The sequence below is a fragment of the Porphyromonas sp. HMSC065F10 genome (assembly GCF_001808555.1).
Classification (GTDB): domain Bacteria; phylum Bacteroidota; class Bacteroidia; order Bacteroidales; family Porphyromonadaceae; genus Porphyromonas_A.
Genome location: NZ_KV793748.1, coordinates 67696 through 83865, shown reverse-complemented (window position 1 = coordinate 83865; position 16170 = coordinate 67696). Strand labels below are relative to the sequence as shown.

The 16170-nt window shown below is 56.7% G+C and carries 16 protein-coding genes and 2 pseudogenes; 12 read left to right on the top strand and 6 right to left on the bottom strand.

Going from position 1 to position 16170, the window contains the following annotated elements:
• Positions 1 to 159: 159 nt before the first annotated feature.
• Positions 160 to 1845, top strand: a complete 1686-nt coding sequence (locus tag HMPREF2890_RS01405) for an alpha/beta hydrolase-fold protein (protein WP_018107683.1) — start codon at positions 160 to 162, stop codon at positions 1843 to 1845.
• Between the two features lie 64 nt (positions 1846 to 1909).
• Here HMPREF2890_RS01405 and HMPREF2890_RS08745 read toward each other — a convergent pair.
• Both HMPREF2890_RS08745 and HMPREF2890_RS01400 read right to left on the bottom strand, forming a co-directional pair.
• Positions 1910 to 2044 (bottom strand): annotated as a pseudogene (locus tag HMPREF2890_RS08745) (tyrosine-type recombinase/integrase); the annotation flags it as partial.
• Positions 2040 to 2282 (bottom strand): annotated as a pseudogene (locus HMPREF2890_RS01400) (Arm DNA-binding domain-containing protein); the annotation flags it as partial. The pseudogenes HMPREF2890_RS01400 and HMPREF2890_RS08745, both read right to left, overlap by 5 nt.
• A gap of 505 nt (positions 2283 to 2787) precedes the next feature.
• On the opposite strand from HMPREF2890_RS01400, the gene HMPREF2890_RS01395 reads away from it, so the two are divergent.
• Genes HMPREF2890_RS01395 through ubiE form a run of 4 tightly spaced genes read left to right on the top strand, consistent with a single transcriptional unit; the run spans position 2788 to position 5968 of the window.
• Positions 2788 to 3279, top strand: a complete 492-nt coding sequence (locus tag HMPREF2890_RS01395; protein ID WP_070464287.1) for a thioredoxin family protein — start codon at positions 2788 to 2790, stop codon at positions 3277 to 3279.
• Complete coding sequence (locus HMPREF2890_RS01390; RefSeq protein ID WP_070464285.1) at positions 3279 to 4244, top strand: PhoH family protein; 966 nt, start codon at positions 3279 to 3281, stop codon at positions 4242 to 4244. The genes HMPREF2890_RS01395 and HMPREF2890_RS01390 overlap by 1 nt, the downstream gene beginning before the upstream one ends.
• Before the next feature lie 46 nt (positions 4245 to 4290).
• Positions 4291 to 5244: a phosphoribosylaminoimidazolesuccinocarboxamide synthase gene (locus HMPREF2890_RS01385; protein WP_070464282.1), complete on the top strand. Its 954-nt coding sequence runs from the start codon at positions 4291 to 4293 to the stop codon at positions 5242 to 5244.
• Entirely contained in the window at positions 5234 to 5968 is a 735-nt protein-coding gene (gene ubiE, locus HMPREF2890_RS01380; RefSeq protein WP_070464280.1) for a bifunctional demethylmenaquinone methyltransferase/2-methoxy-6-polyprenyl-1,4-benzoquinol methylase UbiE, read from the top strand. The genes HMPREF2890_RS01385 and ubiE overlap by 11 nt, the downstream gene beginning before the upstream one ends.
• A 265-nt stretch (positions 5969 to 6233) precedes the next feature.
• Here ubiE and HMPREF2890_RS01375 read toward each other — a convergent pair whose 3' ends face one another.
• Positions 6234 to 6569, bottom strand: coding sequence for a PAS domain-containing protein (locus HMPREF2890_RS01375; RefSeq protein ID WP_070464277.1), 336 nt, complete (start codon positions 6567 to 6569; stop codon positions 6234 to 6236).
• Positions 6570 to 6655: 86 nt separating this feature from the next.
• Here HMPREF2890_RS01375 and queF point away from each other — a divergent pair, with 86 nt between their 5' ends.
• Entirely contained in the window at positions 6656 to 7132 is a 477-nt protein-coding gene (gene queF, locus HMPREF2890_RS01370; RefSeq protein WP_070464275.1) for a preQ(1) synthase, read from the top strand.
• A 6-nt stretch (positions 7133 to 7138) separates the two neighbouring features.
• Here the strand turns inward: queF and rsmH are convergent, their stop codons facing one another.
• Genes rsmH through HMPREF2890_RS01355 form a run of 3 tightly spaced genes read right to left on the bottom strand, consistent with a single transcriptional unit; the run spans position 7139 to position 9660 of the window.
• Positions 7139 to 8095 carry a 16S rRNA (cytosine(1402)-N(4))-methyltransferase RsmH gene (rsmH, locus tag HMPREF2890_RS01365; protein WP_070464273.1) on the bottom strand — a complete coding sequence of 319 codons (957 nt, stop codon included), beginning with the start codon at positions 8093 to 8095 and terminating at the stop codon, positions 7139 to 7141.
• Positions 8096 to 8098: 3 nt separating this feature from the next.
• On the bottom strand, positions 8099 to 8392 hold the full coding sequence (locus tag HMPREF2890_RS01360; protein ID WP_070464270.1) for a DUF4286 family protein: 294 nt from the start codon (positions 8390 to 8392) through the stop codon (positions 8099 to 8101).
• Positions 8389 to 9660, bottom strand: a complete 1272-nt coding sequence (locus HMPREF2890_RS01355) for an AI-2E family transporter (protein ID WP_083289727.1) — start codon at positions 9658 to 9660, stop codon at positions 8389 to 8391. Before HMPREF2890_RS01355 ends, HMPREF2890_RS01360 begins: the two co-directional genes overlap by 4 nt.
• Positions 9661 to 9803: 143 nt before the next feature.
• Between HMPREF2890_RS01355 and dacB the strand changes: the two genes are divergently transcribed.
• The 6 genes from dacB (at position 9804) to tpiA (ending at position 16056) form a co-directional block, all read left to right on the top strand.
• On the top strand, positions 9804 to 11219 hold the full coding sequence (dacB, locus tag HMPREF2890_RS01350) for a D-alanyl-D-alanine carboxypeptidase/D-alanyl-D-alanine endopeptidase (RefSeq protein WP_070464266.1): 1416 nt from the start codon (positions 9804 to 9806) through the stop codon (positions 11217 to 11219).
• 114 nt (positions 11220 to 11333) lie between these two features.
• On the top strand, positions 11334 to 12707 hold the full coding sequence (locus tag HMPREF2890_RS01345) for an MATE family efflux transporter (protein ID WP_070464264.1): 1374 nt from the start codon (positions 11334 to 11336) through the stop codon (positions 12705 to 12707).
• A 58-nt stretch (positions 12708 to 12765) separates the two neighbouring features.
• The gene (pepE, locus tag HMPREF2890_RS01340; protein ID WP_070464262.1) at positions 12766 to 13503 is read left to right on the top strand and encodes a dipeptidase PepE; all 738 of its coding nucleotides are present in this window, start codon (positions 12766 to 12768) and stop codon (positions 13501 to 13503) included.
• Complete coding sequence (locus HMPREF2890_RS01335; RefSeq protein ID WP_070464260.1) at positions 13500 to 14090, top strand: DUF1599 domain-containing protein; 591 nt, start codon at positions 13500 to 13502, stop codon at positions 14088 to 14090. The genes pepE and HMPREF2890_RS01335 overlap by 4 nt, the downstream gene beginning before the upstream one ends.
• A gap of 13 nt (positions 14091 to 14103) precedes the next feature.
• Positions 14104 to 15291: a BT_3928 family protein gene (locus tag HMPREF2890_RS01330; protein WP_070464257.1), complete on the top strand. Its 1188-nt coding sequence runs from the start codon at positions 14104 to 14106 to the stop codon at positions 15289 to 15291.
• A gap of 9 nt (positions 15292 to 15300) precedes the next feature.
• A complete protein-coding gene (gene tpiA, locus HMPREF2890_RS01325; RefSeq protein ID WP_070464255.1) occupies positions 15301 to 16056 on the top strand; it encodes a triose-phosphate isomerase in 756 nt (251 codons plus the stop codon).
• Positions 16057 to 16170: the final 114 nt, after the last annotated feature.

Sequence of the window (16170 nt, the reverse complement as noted above, 5' to 3'; positions counted from 1 at the left end):
TCCCTGTTGCACTTCGTCCTTGAATCTACGTCTCGCAATCGCTCGGTATCTCTTTTGAAATAAATCGAGTACATTTGCGTTATCAGGACAAAGCAACATCTTCCGCAAGCGAAATCCTCCGACTTCGGAAGAGAAAACAAAGGAGGAAGAAGACTCAATATGAAACAACGAAAACTAAAGTATATCATCCTTTTTTATGTGTTTGTATGTATTCCTTTACATGGGCAAGAGAATTATTCCAAACTAACGGAAGAGGCTTTGGAAGCTATGTGGCAGGCGAAAGATGCCGTAGGCTACAAAAAATCTCTTGATATGTACGAGCATGCCTTTTTTCTTTTTCCTGACAGTATAGATGAAGTTGGATTGTACAAGGCTTCAGTTCTTTCATCCGACCTAAAAGAGTATGACAAGGCTTTCAAGTATCTAACTCTTTTATTTGAGCTAAAGCCTACTCTTCCTTTGGAACCGAACTGGAGTTATATCCTTGGAGATGCGTCTGAAAATGAGTATAAGAATTTGCTCTCAGATGTAAGGTGGAATGATTTGAGACAAAAAGCCCTGGAAGCCAAACAAACATTTTATAAAGAACTGAGCGTAAATGAAGAGGAATTTTATGCTTCCAATAATGTTCCGCCACAAAAAGGGAAAGATGGGAAAACTCTATATGAAGAAATCAGAAAGAAAGATGGATATTTACCCAAGAAAAGCCAGAATTACTCTATTTCATTTGCAATAAATGATTCGGTCAAAACTTCATTTTTTGTACATCTTCCCCCAAAATACAACCCTAACAAGAGCTATCCTCTGCTATTCTTTTTACATGGAGCAGTTAGATATAATCGGTTGTCTGATTATCAACTTGCTTCTTGGGTGCTGTATGATTGGAATAGATATTACACGAAGTACGCTGAAAGGAATGATGTAATATTGGTCTTTCCAAAAGGTAGTAGAGACTTCAATTGGATGACTCCCGATAACGGCTTCTTTATAATTCCTAAGATAGTTACACTGGTCAAAAAGGCACTCAATGTAGATGATGATAAAGTGTTTATTTCAGGACATTCTAATGGGGCAACAGGTTCTTTCTCGTATTTAATGAAACAGCCAACTTTATTTGCAGGGTTCTACGGCTTCAATACTTATCCTAAAGTCTTTACAGGAGGAACTTTTGTAGAGAATATTAAAAATCGTTCATTTATCAATATCTCAACAGATGAGGATTACTACTATCCACCTAATGCAAATGACGATTTCACTCAACTGATGAATAGTATCAATGCCGATTACAAAGAATATCGCTACAATGGGTTTCCACACCAATTTCCTCAATTCGATGAATCAGAGTCTGCCTATGAAATTATATTTGCGGACCTTCTTGAGCGACAAAGAAATCCTTTTCCCAAAGAAATATCTTGGGAGTTTGACGATGAATGTTACGGAGAGATTGATTGGCTTTCAAATATTAAGCTCGATACGTTAGCAGTGAAAAAAGACTGGCATATAGTAAAGAACTTCAAAATCAATCATTGGTTAGGATATAACGAAAAGGATAGTCTTGTTGTTAGAGATGTGAATAAAATGGCTTTTGATTTCCCTCGTAAATCAGGCAAGATAATAGCAAAGTATAATGATAATGTCTTCAGAATAGAAACCTCTTGTATAAAATCTTTCTCGGTGAACATATCTCCAGAAATGATAGATACAGAAAAGAATGTACGGATATATCTAAATGGGAAATTGTGTTTTAATAAGCGGATTGAATATGACACGGATTTTATGTTGCAGAGATTCAATACAAGCCAAGATAGAATTCAAGTTTGGATAAATCAAATTCACATACAATAAACCTAAAAAGAACTTATTTCACAAAAATGGAGTAAGTTCTTTTTGTTTAGCCTTATCCTTTCTATTATCGTATCAACCTGTCCATGTCCTTTGCAATCTTTTGGTCGGTGATTTGGGCGTAGATTTGCGTGCTGGCAATAGACGAATGCCCCATCATCTTAGCAATGCTCTCGATAGGCACACCAGCCTCTAGCATAAGCCGACTGCGCCGATAGTAGCAAGCGTTCCAACTTGCCATTCGTTGCCACAGCTTCACGGCTCTTGCCGTTCAGCCTGCTCTCACGAGCATTCCACAACCTGGAGTCGCACGACAGCTTGCAACTGAATTGAGCTATCGTTCGCCCGTAAGTTATCCGCCCCATAATCAGAGCTTGTCCCGACCTGTCCAATCCGCTCTTCTTCAAGTAGAGTAACACCTTCATTTTGTCTGTTTGCATACGCTTCTGTTTCTATAGGCAAAGTTACCCGTTACCGAAGCGTTCTCAGATACGCAAAGCGTTGTATATCAGAGCAACAGCCCCAGAAATACAGAGAGTTCACTTACCGAATACACTTCCGTCAGTTACCTGCTCCTACCTCTTCGTTACCATTCGGAGAATGGGCTAACGATTTGGTAACGGCACTTCTGCACAAATCCACGCTTTCTGCACTTTACCTCGCAGCGCAAATCACAGAGATATCGTGCAAATCCCTCCCATTTCCATCTACTTACCCGCAATTCTCTCCCTAATGCCCTTCCCCCTAATAGTTCCCCCTCCCCTCTGAGGAAATTCTTTTACCGGTAAAAGAAAACTCTAATACCGATATTAGTGAACTCTAATATCGGTATTAGTCGCGCCTAATATCGGTATTAGATTTCTGCCAGAGGGAGGGTGGGGCAAAATAGTCCCCCCTTACCTATTTCTTGTTATCTTTGTCCCACACAAGAGACAACTCACTATAATGAAAAAGATAAGCCTCTATATAGCCCTTCTGGGCGGCATCCTCCTTGCCCTCCTGCTCTCCGGCTGCAAGCCGATGCAGGACCCCGAGGAGAAGAAGACTGAGGGTCGGCCTGCCGACCTGACGATGCAGGACTTTGACCAGCTGGTCACCTACTACGACCTGGTGCAGATCAAGCTCAGGAAGCCACGCCCCACGATCATAGAGGTCTACCGACCCGACTGCCCCGCCTGCCAGAAGCTGATGCCCCATATGGAGCAATTTGCTGAGGAGTACCGGGGGCGGGTGGCTGTCAGCTACCTCAACTCTCGGCTCAGTAAGGATATACGCCAGATCATCAAGAAGCTCAATATCCAGCAGGTGCCCACGCTCCTCTTTATCCACAGCGATGGCAGCTACGTCACCGCACGACCCATGATCGAGTGGACAGCGGATGAGATCGATACACGCCTACGGGCCGAGGCCGATCGAATGATACAGAGCTACAAGTGATGACAGAGCACATCTACCTCATCGAGGAGGCTGACCCGGTCGTCTTCTTTGGCACCAATAGCAGCAACCTCACGCTCCTCAAGGATCTCTACCCTAAGCTCCGCATCATGGCGCGCGGGTCGGTGATCAAGGTGATGGGCGCCGAGGAGGAGACTGAGGAGATCCTCAAGGTGCTCCACCAGCTGGAGAAGTACGCTGCGCGATTTAACAGCCTCCCCGAGACCGCCGTCCTTGAGATCGTCAAGGGCCAGTCGCCCGATCGGCAGAGCGGTGACGGGGTGATCCTCTACGGCGCCTATGGCCAGCCGATCACTCCGCGCAGCGCCCACCAGCAGGAGATGGTGCAGCTGGTCGACCGGCACGACCTCGTCTTCGCCACCGGTCCCGCCGGCACCGGCAAGACCTTCCTCGCCATAGCTATGGCGGTGAAGTTTCTTAGGGAAAAGAGAGCCCGCCGCATCATCCTCTCGCGCCCTGCCGTGGAGGCGGGCGAGCGGCTCGGCTTCCTCCCCGGTGAGATGAAGGATAAGCTCGACCCCTACCTGCAGCCTCTCTACGATGCGCTGATGGAGCTGGTCCCGCCCACGAGGCTGCACGACTATATGGATACCGGCGTGATCCAGATCGCCCCGCTCGCCTATATGCGCGGCCGCACGCTCAATGATGCCATCGTCGTCCTCGATGAGGCACAGAATACTACCACGCACCAGATGCGGATGTTCCTCACCCGGCTCGGTAGCGAGGCGAAGATGATCGTCACCGGTGATATGTCGCAGGTCGATCTCCCCCGTGGCGTCACCTCCGGTCTCCGAGAGGCTGACCGGCTCCTCCACTCGATCGAGGGCATCGGCTGGATAGACTTTGAGCGAGGCGACATTATGCGCCACGGACTGGTGAAGAAAATCGTCGCTGTCTACGAGCGGGCGGACCGCAAGCGGGGAGCCGCAAGGGAGGAGAAGGAATAGAGACTCTTTTTTACTACACACAAATACATAACGTTTCCATACAATCATGGCACAAGCACTTACCCATACCGACCTCAAGCTGCCGGGTACGACACAAGTCTTCCACGGCAAAGTCCGTGATGTATACACCCTCGACAACGGCCTCCTCGTGATGGTCGCCACCGACCGCATCTCCGCCTTTGACGTGATCCTCCCTAAAGGGATCCCCTTCAAGGGCGAGATCCTCAATCGCATCGCCGCCGCCAATCTCGATGCCACAGAGGACATTGTCCCCAACTGGAAGATTGCCACGCCCGACCCTATGGTCACCATAGGTCACGCCTGCGAGCCGTATAAGCTCGAGGTGATCGTCCGTGCCATCCTCACCGGTAGCGCCTGGCGCGCCTACAAGGCAGGCGAGCGCAACCTCTGCGGCGTGATCCTGCCTGAGGGGATGAAGGAAAATCAGTACTTCGATCACCCGATCCTCACCCCCACCACCAAGGCCGACTCCGGGCACGACATGAATATCACCCCTGATGAGATCGTGAAGCAGGGGCTGATGACTGCCGAGGAGCTGAAGGCTATCTCTGACATCGCACTCCGCCTCTTTGAGCGCGGCAGCGAGCTGGCGAAGAAGAAGGGGCTCATCCTCGTCGACACGAAGTACGAATTTGGCAAGAAGGACGGCAAGATCTACCTCATCGACGAGATCCACACCCCCGACTCGAGCCGCTACTTCTACGCTGACACCTATCAAGAGCTCTTTGAGGCCGGGAAGCCTCAGCGTCAGCTCTCCAAGGAATTTGTCCGCCAGTGGCTCATCGACCACGGCTTCCAGGGCGAGAAGGGGCAGCAGGTGCCGGAGATGACCGACGCCTACTGCGACAGCGTCTCGGAGCGCTACATCGAGCTCTTCAATGACATCATGGACGAGCCCTTTGAGCGTCACGAGACCGGCGACATCGAGAAGCGCATAGAGACCAACGTCACCGACTGGATTCGGCAGCATGGCAAGTGAGCCGAGACGCGAGAGTCCCGCTTTCTCCACCCAGGTGCGGCAGATGTTTGACCACATTGCGCCGCAGTACGACCTGCTGAATAAGCTCAACTCGCTCGGCCTCGACCGCCACTGGCGCCAAGTGCTGGTGCAGTCTGTCGCAGGCAGTCACCCGAGGCAGATCCTCGATGTGGCGACCGGCACGGGTGATGTGGCGATAGCGCTGGCGCGTGCCTGCCCCGAGGCGCAGGTCACCGGCATGGATCTCTCTCGGGAGATGATGGCTGTCGGAGTGCGCAAGGTGGAGGCTGCCGGCCTCGCTGATCGGATCGGATTTGGGGTCGGTGATGCGCTCAACATAGACCTGCCTGACGAGGCTGTCGATGCGGTCACGTGCGCCTTTGGCGTCCGCAACTTCGCCTCCTTAGAGCAGGGGTACCGGGAGTTTGCCCGCGTGCTGCGCCCAGGTGGCATCGTTGCTGTGCTCGAGCTGACGGAGCCGGAGAGCGGACTCCTCCACACCGGCTACCGGCTCTACACCCGTCTCTACCTCCGGCGGATGGCGCAGCGCTACTCCGAGGATCCCGAGGCATACGACTACCTCCTCCACTCCATCGCCCGCGTCCCCTCGAGAGAGCGGATGACCGCCCTTATGGAGCAGGCCGGGCTGGAGCAGTGTCACTACCGCATCTTCTTCCCCGGCGTCTGCGGCCTCTACCTCGCCCGCAAAGGAGACACCCGCTGATCCCTTTTCCCTATACGAGACCTTTGCATAATACCCCATCTGCGGCGTCACTTTCGAGATTCGGGCTTGGTTATGTGCGTAAGCACACTCCCCTCGCCCTCACTCTCAGTTCCTTGCATCTGAGGTATTCTGCAAAGTCCCTGCCGAAAAAGCGGTGCTTTTTCAGCGAAAGACCATTTTGCAAAGGTCTTTATACAAAAAAGCGGCTCCACCGGTCTCTCGCATGAGATCCCGGTGGAGCCGCTCTGTAAAGGGTGTCAGTGCGTCACTTGCGCACGTAGTGCTGCATCGGCTCGTCGGGCAGGATCATCGACAGCTCGATGAAGCCGGCGTACTCGCCGTCCTGGTACCAGGGGATCTGGTAGATGAGCTTTTTCTTCCCCCTCTTGTCGATGGTGTAGACGTGCTTGAGCTCCTCGGTCATCATCTTCTGGAGGAGTGAGCGGGCAGGCTCGGGGTGGCAGTCGAGGACGTTGAAGCCGATGAGGTCGCGCCCGTCGGGGCAATTGACCTGGCGCGACTGCTGGTTCATCTCGATGATCTTCCCCTCCTTGTCGCAAATGGTGACGGATATATCCGCCTCGTCAAAGTACTTGAGCATAATAGTGGTGACTAAGTGTTGTGGCACAAAGGTACCCACACTTGGAGATAAAATCGCTACTTTTGCCTCATAACGATCATCCCAATATGACAGCACATAAAGACAAAGAGAGAGAAGAGGAGGGGCTGCAGCTGCTCCGCCCGCACGATACGCACTATCCGGAAGACTACGATCCATCGGTGCTGGAGACGTTTGTCAATAAGCACCCGGACAACGACTACTGGGTCCGCTTCAATTGTCCTGAGTTTACCAGCCTCTGCCCGATCACGGGGCAGCCGGACTTTGCCGAGATCCGGATCAGCTACATCCCCGACGTGCGGATGGTGGAGAGTAAGGCACTGAAGATCTACCTCTTCTCCTTCCGCAACCACGGAGCCTTCCACGAGGACTGCGTCAATATCATCATGAAGGACCTTATCCGCGTGATGGACCCGAAGTACATCGAGGTGACGGGGCTCTTCACGCCCCGAGGTGGCATCAGCATCTACCCGTACGCCAATTATGGTCGCCCCGGCACCCGCTACGAGCAGCTGGCGGAGCGGCGCCTCGAGGCACACGAGTAAGCTTTTTTACTCTGAGACCAACTCGGCGGCACGGAGCTTGGCGGAGCGGACGCGGGGATTGCGCTCTATCTCCTCGGCCGAGGGGATGACCGGCTTGCTTGAGAGCGGGCGGAGTGGTGCCCTGAGGTTGCCGTAGAGGTCCGTCTCTCGGTCGCCCGCCACGTTGCCGTAGCGGAAGAAATTCTTCACCGGGCGATCCTCGAGCGAGTGATAGGTGAGGAAGACCGCCCGCCCGCCGGGAGCGAGTAGGGTGGGGAGCGACTCTAAGAGCGCATAGAGAGCGCCCATCTCGTCATTTACGGCGATGCGCAGTGCCTGGAAGACCTGCGAGAGCACCTTATTCCGGAGCTTCTTATTGCGCTCCGGGGCGATCGGGCTCAGCGCATCGATCAGTCCCTTCATCGTCTCCAGCTCGCCCCGCTCGGCAGCCTGCTTGATCAGCGTGGCGGCGCGGCGGGACTGCTGTACCTCGCCGTAGGTGTGCAGCAGCGTGGCAAGCTCGGTCCACTCTAGCCGGTCGATCAGCTGACGGGCGGTCTCACCGGCAGACTGATTCATCCGCATATCTATCGGTGCATCGTCGTAGCGGAAGGAGAAGCCTCGTCCCTCCTCGTCAAAGTCGTGGGACGAGACCCCGAGGTCGGCGAGCAGACCATTGATGCGGGGTACGCCGAAGTAGGTGAGGAAGCGGGAGAGGTAGCGGAAGTCGGTCCGTACAAAGGTGAAGCGCTCATCGCTGATGTCGCATCGGTCGCGCGCATCGAGGTCGCGGTCGAGACCGAAGAGGTGTCCCTCGGGTCCCAGTCGGCTCAGGATCTCCCGCGAGTGACCGCCACCGCCAAAGGTAGCATCGACGTAGATCCCATTGGGGTCGGTGATCAGACTGTCGACGGTCTCCTGCAGCAGTGCCGGCACATGGTATACCCCTGCTGTCGTGGGGCTGCTTTTCCTCTCCTCACTCATAGGTCACTCCAGCACCTCCAGCTTGGTCATAAAGGGGAGCACCCTCCGCGGATAGGTCTGCATCAGTCGGTGCAGCTCGCGATCCTCCGTGAGCTTCAGCTCCTCCAGCAGCTCCCTATGGTCGCCCTCGAGCTGAAGCGCATACCCTCCCTCATCGGGCAGGCGGAGGAGCCGGACAGCCGTTACCCCATCGTAGTCCCGCCAGGCGGGCAGTAGCCGCTCTCGGAGGTAAAAGAGGACCTCCTCCAGCAGCTCCGGCTCGCAGGAGAGCGTGATATTGTAGATGTAGCGGCTCATCTCTCCTCGGTGGTGCTGCTCTCGTCCAGGTCCTCCTGCGTCGTGACGACGATGGGATTGCGACCCTCCTTATTCATACGGAGGAGCCTATCGGAGCGCTCGCTCTCGAAGCGATCGTGCGCCTTTTTCTGCGCCTTCTCCTCCTTCTTCGTCAGCTTCTCCTCCTTGAGGGCATAGAGCGGTATCGGCTCACCCACCACGTATTTCATATAGAAGTAGTAGATCACCATCGTGAAGGGTAGGGCGAAGAAGATACCGATCGCCCCGAGGAGAAATCCCCAGACGGCCAGCGAGAGGATGATGATCGAGGCGCGCATGCCGAGGCTCTTCTGCATGATCAGGGGACGGAGCACGAAGTCCTGCAGCACCTCTGAGATCATCATGATGGCGACGGCGATCAGCAGCACGACCCAGAAATTCTGCCCCGTGGCTACGGACTGTAGGGCACAGCAGAGTACCAGCGGCGGATAGCCAACGATCTGGAGATAGGGGACAAAGTTGAGGATCCCGATCAGCAGTCCGAGGGTGATACCCATCGGCATGCCCATAAGTCCAAAGCCGACGGCGAGATAGGCGGCGATGATCAGAGCGATCAAACCCTGACCGCGTATGTAGCTATTGACATAGACATTGATCACCTCCCCGGCCTCCATGGCGTAGTGGCGGACCTTGTGGGGGAAGAGGTGGTAGAGCCCGTGGATCAGCACCTCATAGTCGAGGAGGATGAAGAAGAGGTACATCACGAAGAGGAAGACCACCGTCAGCCCGCTTACTACCCCCATGGCGCTCGAGAGCATATCCCAGCCCGTAGAGACGGCCTGCATCAGATAGTCGAGGATCTCCTTGATCTCAAAGTGCTGGAGCCACATATCGAGATTGAGGGTATTGGCGACATCGGTGCGGTACTGCTCCGGCACCATCGCCAGCAGCACCTCCGCATCGGTGTAGCGGGAGATCAGGCTCCACCCCTTGCTCACCTCGTTGATCACCGAGGGGATGACAAAGGCGAGGAAGCCCCCGACGATGAGCAGGAAGAGCAGCACCACCAGCGTCACTGACCAGCCCCGCTGCCGTATGTGCCACTTCCGCTCAAAGTAGTGTACCAGCGGCATCAGCACCGCCGCGGTGATCCAGGCGAGGACAAAGGGCCAGAGGATCACCTTGAGTGAGCCGACAATATACATCGCAAGCGCCACCACTGCGATCACAAAGAGGCATCGGACAGTCCGATCTAGAGTAAATTCTTTTCTGAAAAAGTTTGTCAGCATATACGATACAGGAGGTTTCCTCACTCGGAGGAAGGGAATTTTTGTCTATCTTTATACCTATATGAACGACCTCTATGCAAGAGGTCCCCCATAAGTGGATGCGGATGTCGTGTGGCATCCACGCCACAAAGATACCATTTTCCATGAGACGCTTATCTCTCTACTTCCTCTCCCTCACCCTCCTATCCACCCTCTCGGCGCAGTCTGTCCGGGTGCCTGCCGTCATCCCCGAGTTGCTTGACGACACTGCCTGGGGCCTCAGCGTCCGCGACGTCACCACCGGACTGCAGGTGGTCGACCTACAGGCGAGCCACCTCCTCACCCCCGCCAGCACGATGAAGATCATCTCCACCGCTGCCGCCTACCGGATCCTCGGGCCCGACTACCGCATCCCGACCGAGGTGATGATGACTGGACCGGTGCGGGACGGTGTGCTGGAGGGCGACCTCTGCCTCGTGGGGCATGGTGACCCGACGATCGAGTCCAAGTATCTCCCCAGGGATGAGCGTTGGGCGCTCTACGACGAGATCTCAGCAGCCCTCAGTGAGCGCGGCATCACCCGGGTCACCGGCTCGGTGCTGGCGCTCTCCGACAGGCGAGACTTCCAGGCGGTCAACCCCTACTGGTCCGCTGTCGATATGGGCAACTACTACGGCGCGGGTCACTTTATGCTCAATGTCCTGGACAACACCTACTACCTCAGCTTCCGAAACTACGGACGGGACTTCAGCGTCACGCCGGAGGTGCCGGGGCTTAGGCTCGTGGGGCTCTACGCCCGTACCTCGCGCGTCACCTCCGACTCACTCTACGTCTCCTCCTTCCCCCTCTCCGACGGCTCCCTCGCCATCACCGGTGCCTACCCCTCACGAGCCAAGAGCCTCGGCATCCGTGGAGCAGTCCCCGACCCACCTCTCCTCCTTGCCAAGCGCGTCCGTGACCGGCTGCGGCGTGACGGCATCACCATCAACGGCGACTACCGGACCGTGGCACAGCTCCCCCGCGGGAGTGACCTACTGATGACGCACTACTCCCCGCAGCTGAGCGAGGTGATCAGGCTGACCAACCACCACTCCATCAATATGTATGCGGAGGGGTGCCTCCGGCTGATTGCCGACAGGGTCCCTGCCCTCCCTGGGGAGACCGTGACGGAGACAGCCGTCCGCACAGTGAGGGACCACTGGGCCTCGCAGGGCATCCCCGGTGCCCTCCTCGAGATGTACGATGGCAGCGGACTCACCAGAGCCAATAAGGTGGCCCCCGCCTACATGACTGATCTGCTCACGAGGGTCTGGCGCGAGACGGATGGCGCCGGCTTCCCCCAGCTGCTCCCCACTATCGGTCAGGAGGGTACCCTCCGGCTGCTCCTCGCCGGTACCCGGCTCGAGGGGGCGGGGCGGATGAAGAGCGGAAGCATCCACGGAGTCACCTGCTACGCCGGATACATCACCCACGGTGGCAGGACCTATGCCGTCTCCGTGATGGTCAATAACCACACCCGGCGACACAGCGAGGTGCGAAGGGCCATAGGCGACCTCCTCCTCTCCACCTTTGTCCTCTGAGGAGGGGGAAAAAGAAAGGGTAAAAAAGAGAGTAGGCACCCCGGCCCAACCAGCGTCTCTCTGAGGGTGCGCTGGCAATAATGTGTACCTTTGTGAGGAAGTAAAAGAAGATCTATGCAGGCAGACTCAGAGACACTACTCCGGAGAGAGATCCCCGACACCTCACTGAGGAGACTCCTCCGTCTCTCCGGGCCGGTGGTCATCTCTCTGATGGCGCAAAATCTCATCGGCGTCATTGACACCGCATTCCTCGGCCGTCTCGGGGTGACAGAGCTGGGTGGTGCTTCGATTGCTGCGCTGGTCTACTTCAGCATCTTTACCATTGGCTTCGGTCTCGCCTCCGGCACGCAGATCATCATCAGCCATAAGTATGGCGCTGGCCAGTACCGCTCGATCGGTAACGTCCTCGGCAATAGCATCATGATGCTCCTCGGGGCGGCGATCCTCGCGATCGTGCTCGCGATGCCGATAGGGCGATGGGCTTTCGGCACGTTGCTCACGAGCAAGGCGGTGGGAGCGGCGGCGATGGAGTACTGGGACTACCGGATGCTCGGCTTCGTCTTTATCTTCATCTCCTCCTCGATGCGGTCCTTCTTCGTCGGGATAGGGGAGACGAAGGTGCTGACCTACAACTCCCTCGTGATGTCGGTCGTGAATATCGTCCTCGACTGGGCGCTGATCTTCGGTAACCTCGGCCTTCCGGCGCTGGGCGTCAAGGGCGCCGCCATCGCCAGTGTCTGCGCCGAGGGCGCCTCCCTCCTCTTCTTCATCACCTACATACGTCTCCGCGTCGACCTCAAGAAGTACGGCATGGATATGCGGGATATGCTGCGCTGGGACGGCGTGGTGGCGCGCTCGCTGCTCCATATCTCCTACTTCCTGATGCTGCAGGCGCTGATGTCGCAGAGTGTCTGGACGCTCTTCTTCTTTATGCTCGAGAGCCTCGGGGAGATGTCCCTCGGTGTCGCCTCGATCTCGCGAAGCGTCTACAATGTCCTCTTCATCCCGATCATCTCCTACGGAACCGCTGTACGGACCACCACGGGGCAGCTGATGGGCGCCGATGCTGCCGATGAGATTGCACCCTATCTGCACCGGGCGAGTCGCCTCTCCCTCGGCACGGCGGCGGTGCTGGCGGCACTGGTCTCCCTCTTTGCCTCCTCGGTCCTCCGTGTCTTCACCGACGACCCGGCGCTGATCACGGCGGCCGTGCCATCGATGCGCGTACTCTGCCTCTCCTTTGTCATAGCGAGTGTGGGGAATATGTACTTCCACGCCGTCGGCGGGGTGGGATCGACGAAGAAGGTCTTCCGCATCGAGCTGACCGGCAATATCTTTTACCTCCTCTATGCCGTCGCGATGGTCTACCTACTCCGGGCGCCCATTGCCGTCTGCTTCACGGTGGAGGCGATCTACTTTGGCATCATTGCGATCCGCAGCTACCTCTTTATGCGCTCGGGTAAGTGGCGCGGGGTGCATCTCGTGTGAGGGCGGAGATAAATGGGTAAATTTGCATAGCAACTAACCAGACAATACATATAGACCTATGAGACGATTACTACTGATCAGCAACTCAGCCTCTCCTGGCGAGAGCTACTTGGAGAAAGCCGGCCCCGATCTCAATGACTTCCTCACCGAGGCAGATCGTGAGGAGGTGATCCTCGTGCCCTACGCCGCCATCACCTACTCTTACGACGAGTATGTCAGCAAGGTCAATAAGGCTCTGGAGCCCTTCGGGATCAAGGTCCACGGGCTGCACACCTACGATGACCCGGTGGCAGCGATCAAGCAGGCGACCGCCATCCTCGTCGGCGGTGGAAATACCTGGGTGCTGACCGCCACGATGCAGCGCCTCGGGCTGATGGAGCCGATCCGCGAAGCCGTCAGCCTTGGGATCCCCTACTCCGGCTGGAGTGCAGGGTCCAATGTCGCCTGCCCCACGCTGATGACGACCAATGATATGCCTATCGCCGAGCCGGAGAGCTTCCACACCCTCGGGCTGATCCCCTTCCAGATCAATCCTCACTACCTCGACAAGGCCCCAGAGGGACACGGAGGCGAGACGAGGGACTTCCGCATCATCGAGTTTGTCACGCAAAATCCGGACATCTTCGTCGCCGGACTGCGTGAGGGCAGCCGCTTCCTCATCCAGGGCGATGAGATCGAGGTGCATGGGGAGAATAATGTCCGCATCTACCACGGCGGTGAGGAGACTCAGGAGATGATGCCTACGGGCGACTTCTCCTTCCTCCTCCAGGAGCCCTCTCGCGAGGAGGAGAAATGAGTGAGGGAGCCAGCCTGAGACCTGAGGTGAGCCTCCACGATACCGCCTGCCAGTACGATGCGGTGCTGAAGGAGTGCCGTGGGCTCTTCCTCCGGAAGTTTGACGACTACGGCGCCTCGTGGCGGGTCATGCGTCCGTCGGCGGTCACCGATCAGATCCTGATCAAGGCACAGCGCATCCGCTCCATACAGGAGTTGGGTGTCCAGCGTGTCGAGGACGGGATCAGGGGCGAGTTTGTCGGGATCTTCAATTACTCCCTCATGGGGATGGTGCAGCTGGAGCACGGCTATGCCGATGACAGCCGAGTCGATCCCCAGTTGCTCCTCAGCTGGTACGATAGCTACGCCAAGCGCGCCAAGGACCTGATGCTCGATAAGAATCACGACTATGGTGAGGCGTGGCGCTCTATGCGTATCTCCTCGATCACCGACATCATCCTCCAGAAGATCTTCCGCACCAAGCAGATAGAGGATCACCGTGGCGAGGTGAGCGTGAGCGAGGGCATCGATGCCAATTACCTCGACATGTGCAATTACGCCGCCTTCGCCATCATCCGCATCGACGAGGGCACCGACCCGATGTACTAATAGCCCACCAGCCATGCGTCACCGCTACTCCGACCACCGCCCTGCCACCTCCCCGGGACTGACCCTCATTGTCCGTCTCGTGCAGGTCTTGGTGGGGCTCTTCTTCATCTTCTCCGGCTGCACCAAGGGGATCGACCCCATGGGTACCGGACTCAAGATCATGGAGTACCTCGGTCTTGCGGGACAGTCCATCGACCTGTCGCTGGCTACCTACCTCGCTGTGGGGCTCAATGTCCTCGAGGCACTCCTCGGCACCCTCCTCCTACTCGGCATAGGTCGCCGGTGGGTCTCCATCGCGACGCTTATCCTAATGGTGCCGATGACCTGCCTGACGCTCTACATCTACATCGCCAATCCGGTCGCTGACTGCGGTTGCTTTGGCGATGCTCTCAAGATCAGCAATGGCGCCACCTTCTGGAAAAACGTGGTCCTGCTCCTGCTTCTCACCCTCCTGGTCCGCCATCGAGATGCCCTCTACGCCCTCCGGAGTATGAGCGCTCAGGTGATCACGGGAGCGACGATGGCGCTGGTGCTCCTCTCCTTCAATATCTACCCCCTCCTCTACCTGCCGACGATCGACTTCCGTCCCTATAAGGTCGGCACGCCGATCAGCCACTTCTACGAGCAACCGGCCGACGACGGGTTGCGCTACATTTACGAGCGAGGCGGGGAGGAGCGCACACTCACGACTGATGAGCTGGCGACCATCGACTCCACCTGGACCTATGTCCGGTATGAGGAGCTCACCGCCAAGCCCGCCCACGAGCGGGAGAGCGAGGCAGACCTGATCCTGCTGGACGCACAGGGTAAGGAGGTGGGGCACCACCTCGCAGTCCCCGATGCCCAGGCACTCCTCTACATCACCTACGACATTGATCGGATGAGTGAGGAGCAACTCCGCCTCGGGCTGGAGCTGCAAGAGCGCACTCACCAACCGGTGACCCTCGTGATCACCACCCCGATCGACCGCCTCGAGAGCCACCCCCGGATCGACCTGATCCGCCGCTACGGGAGGGTCCTCTTTATGGACCTGAAGATGGCGCAGACCCTCATCCGGAGCAATCCCGGGCTGGTTGTGATCCACGATGGCATCCTCTCCGACAAGCTCTCCTACGTGAGTCTCCGCTTTGCCGTGCAGGACCGGCACTTCCTTGCCCACCTATTCAGACATCCGCAACTAACAAGTATACTAACAGAGTAAAGATTGATTATGAGAAAGAAAATTGCAGCTGCCAACTGGAAAATGAATACCACCGTCCCTGAGGGCATCGAGCTAGCGAAGAGTGTTCGCCAGGCTCTCGAGGGCGTGGATCGCAAGTGCGACATCGTCCTCGGCGTACCCTTTACCCACCTCTGCGCTGTCGCTGAGGCGGTCAAGGGCACCGACATCATCGTGGCGGCAGAGAATTGCGCCACCGAGCCCAAGGGCGCCTACACCGGTGAGGTCTCCGCAGCCATGGTAGCCAGCACCGGAGCTAAGGCGGTCATCCTCGGCCACAGCGAGCGCCGCCAGTACTACAGCGAGGACTCCGAGACTCTGGTCGCCAAGGTGGCACAGGCACTCGACAACGGGCTGCAGGTGATCTTCTGCTGCGGTGAGGACCTCGAGGAGCGCAAGGACGGGCGGCAGTTTGACGTCGTCCGCAAGGAGCTCGAGGACGGGATCTTCAATCTCAGCGAGGACGAGTTCCGCAGTGTCGTCATCGCCTACGAGCCGATCTGGGCGATCGGCACCGGTGAGACTGCCACGAGCGAGCAGGCAGAGGAGATGCTGAAGTATATCCGCCAGACGATCGCCGACCGCTACGGCAAGGAGGTCGCTGAGGAGACCTCGATCCTCTACGGTGGCTCCTGCAATGGTAAGAATGCGCCTGAGCTCTTCGCCAAGCCCAATGTCGATGGCGGGCTGATCGGTGGTGCCTCCCTCTCGGCAGAGAAGTTCCTCCCGATCGTTGAGGCCTTCTGATACCACTTCATAGCTCACATACAGATGGGGCTGTCCCGAATAGCGGGGCAGCCCCATTTTTTTACCCCCCTCAGCAGGGCTCTCTCTAATACCGATATTAGGCGCGACTAATAT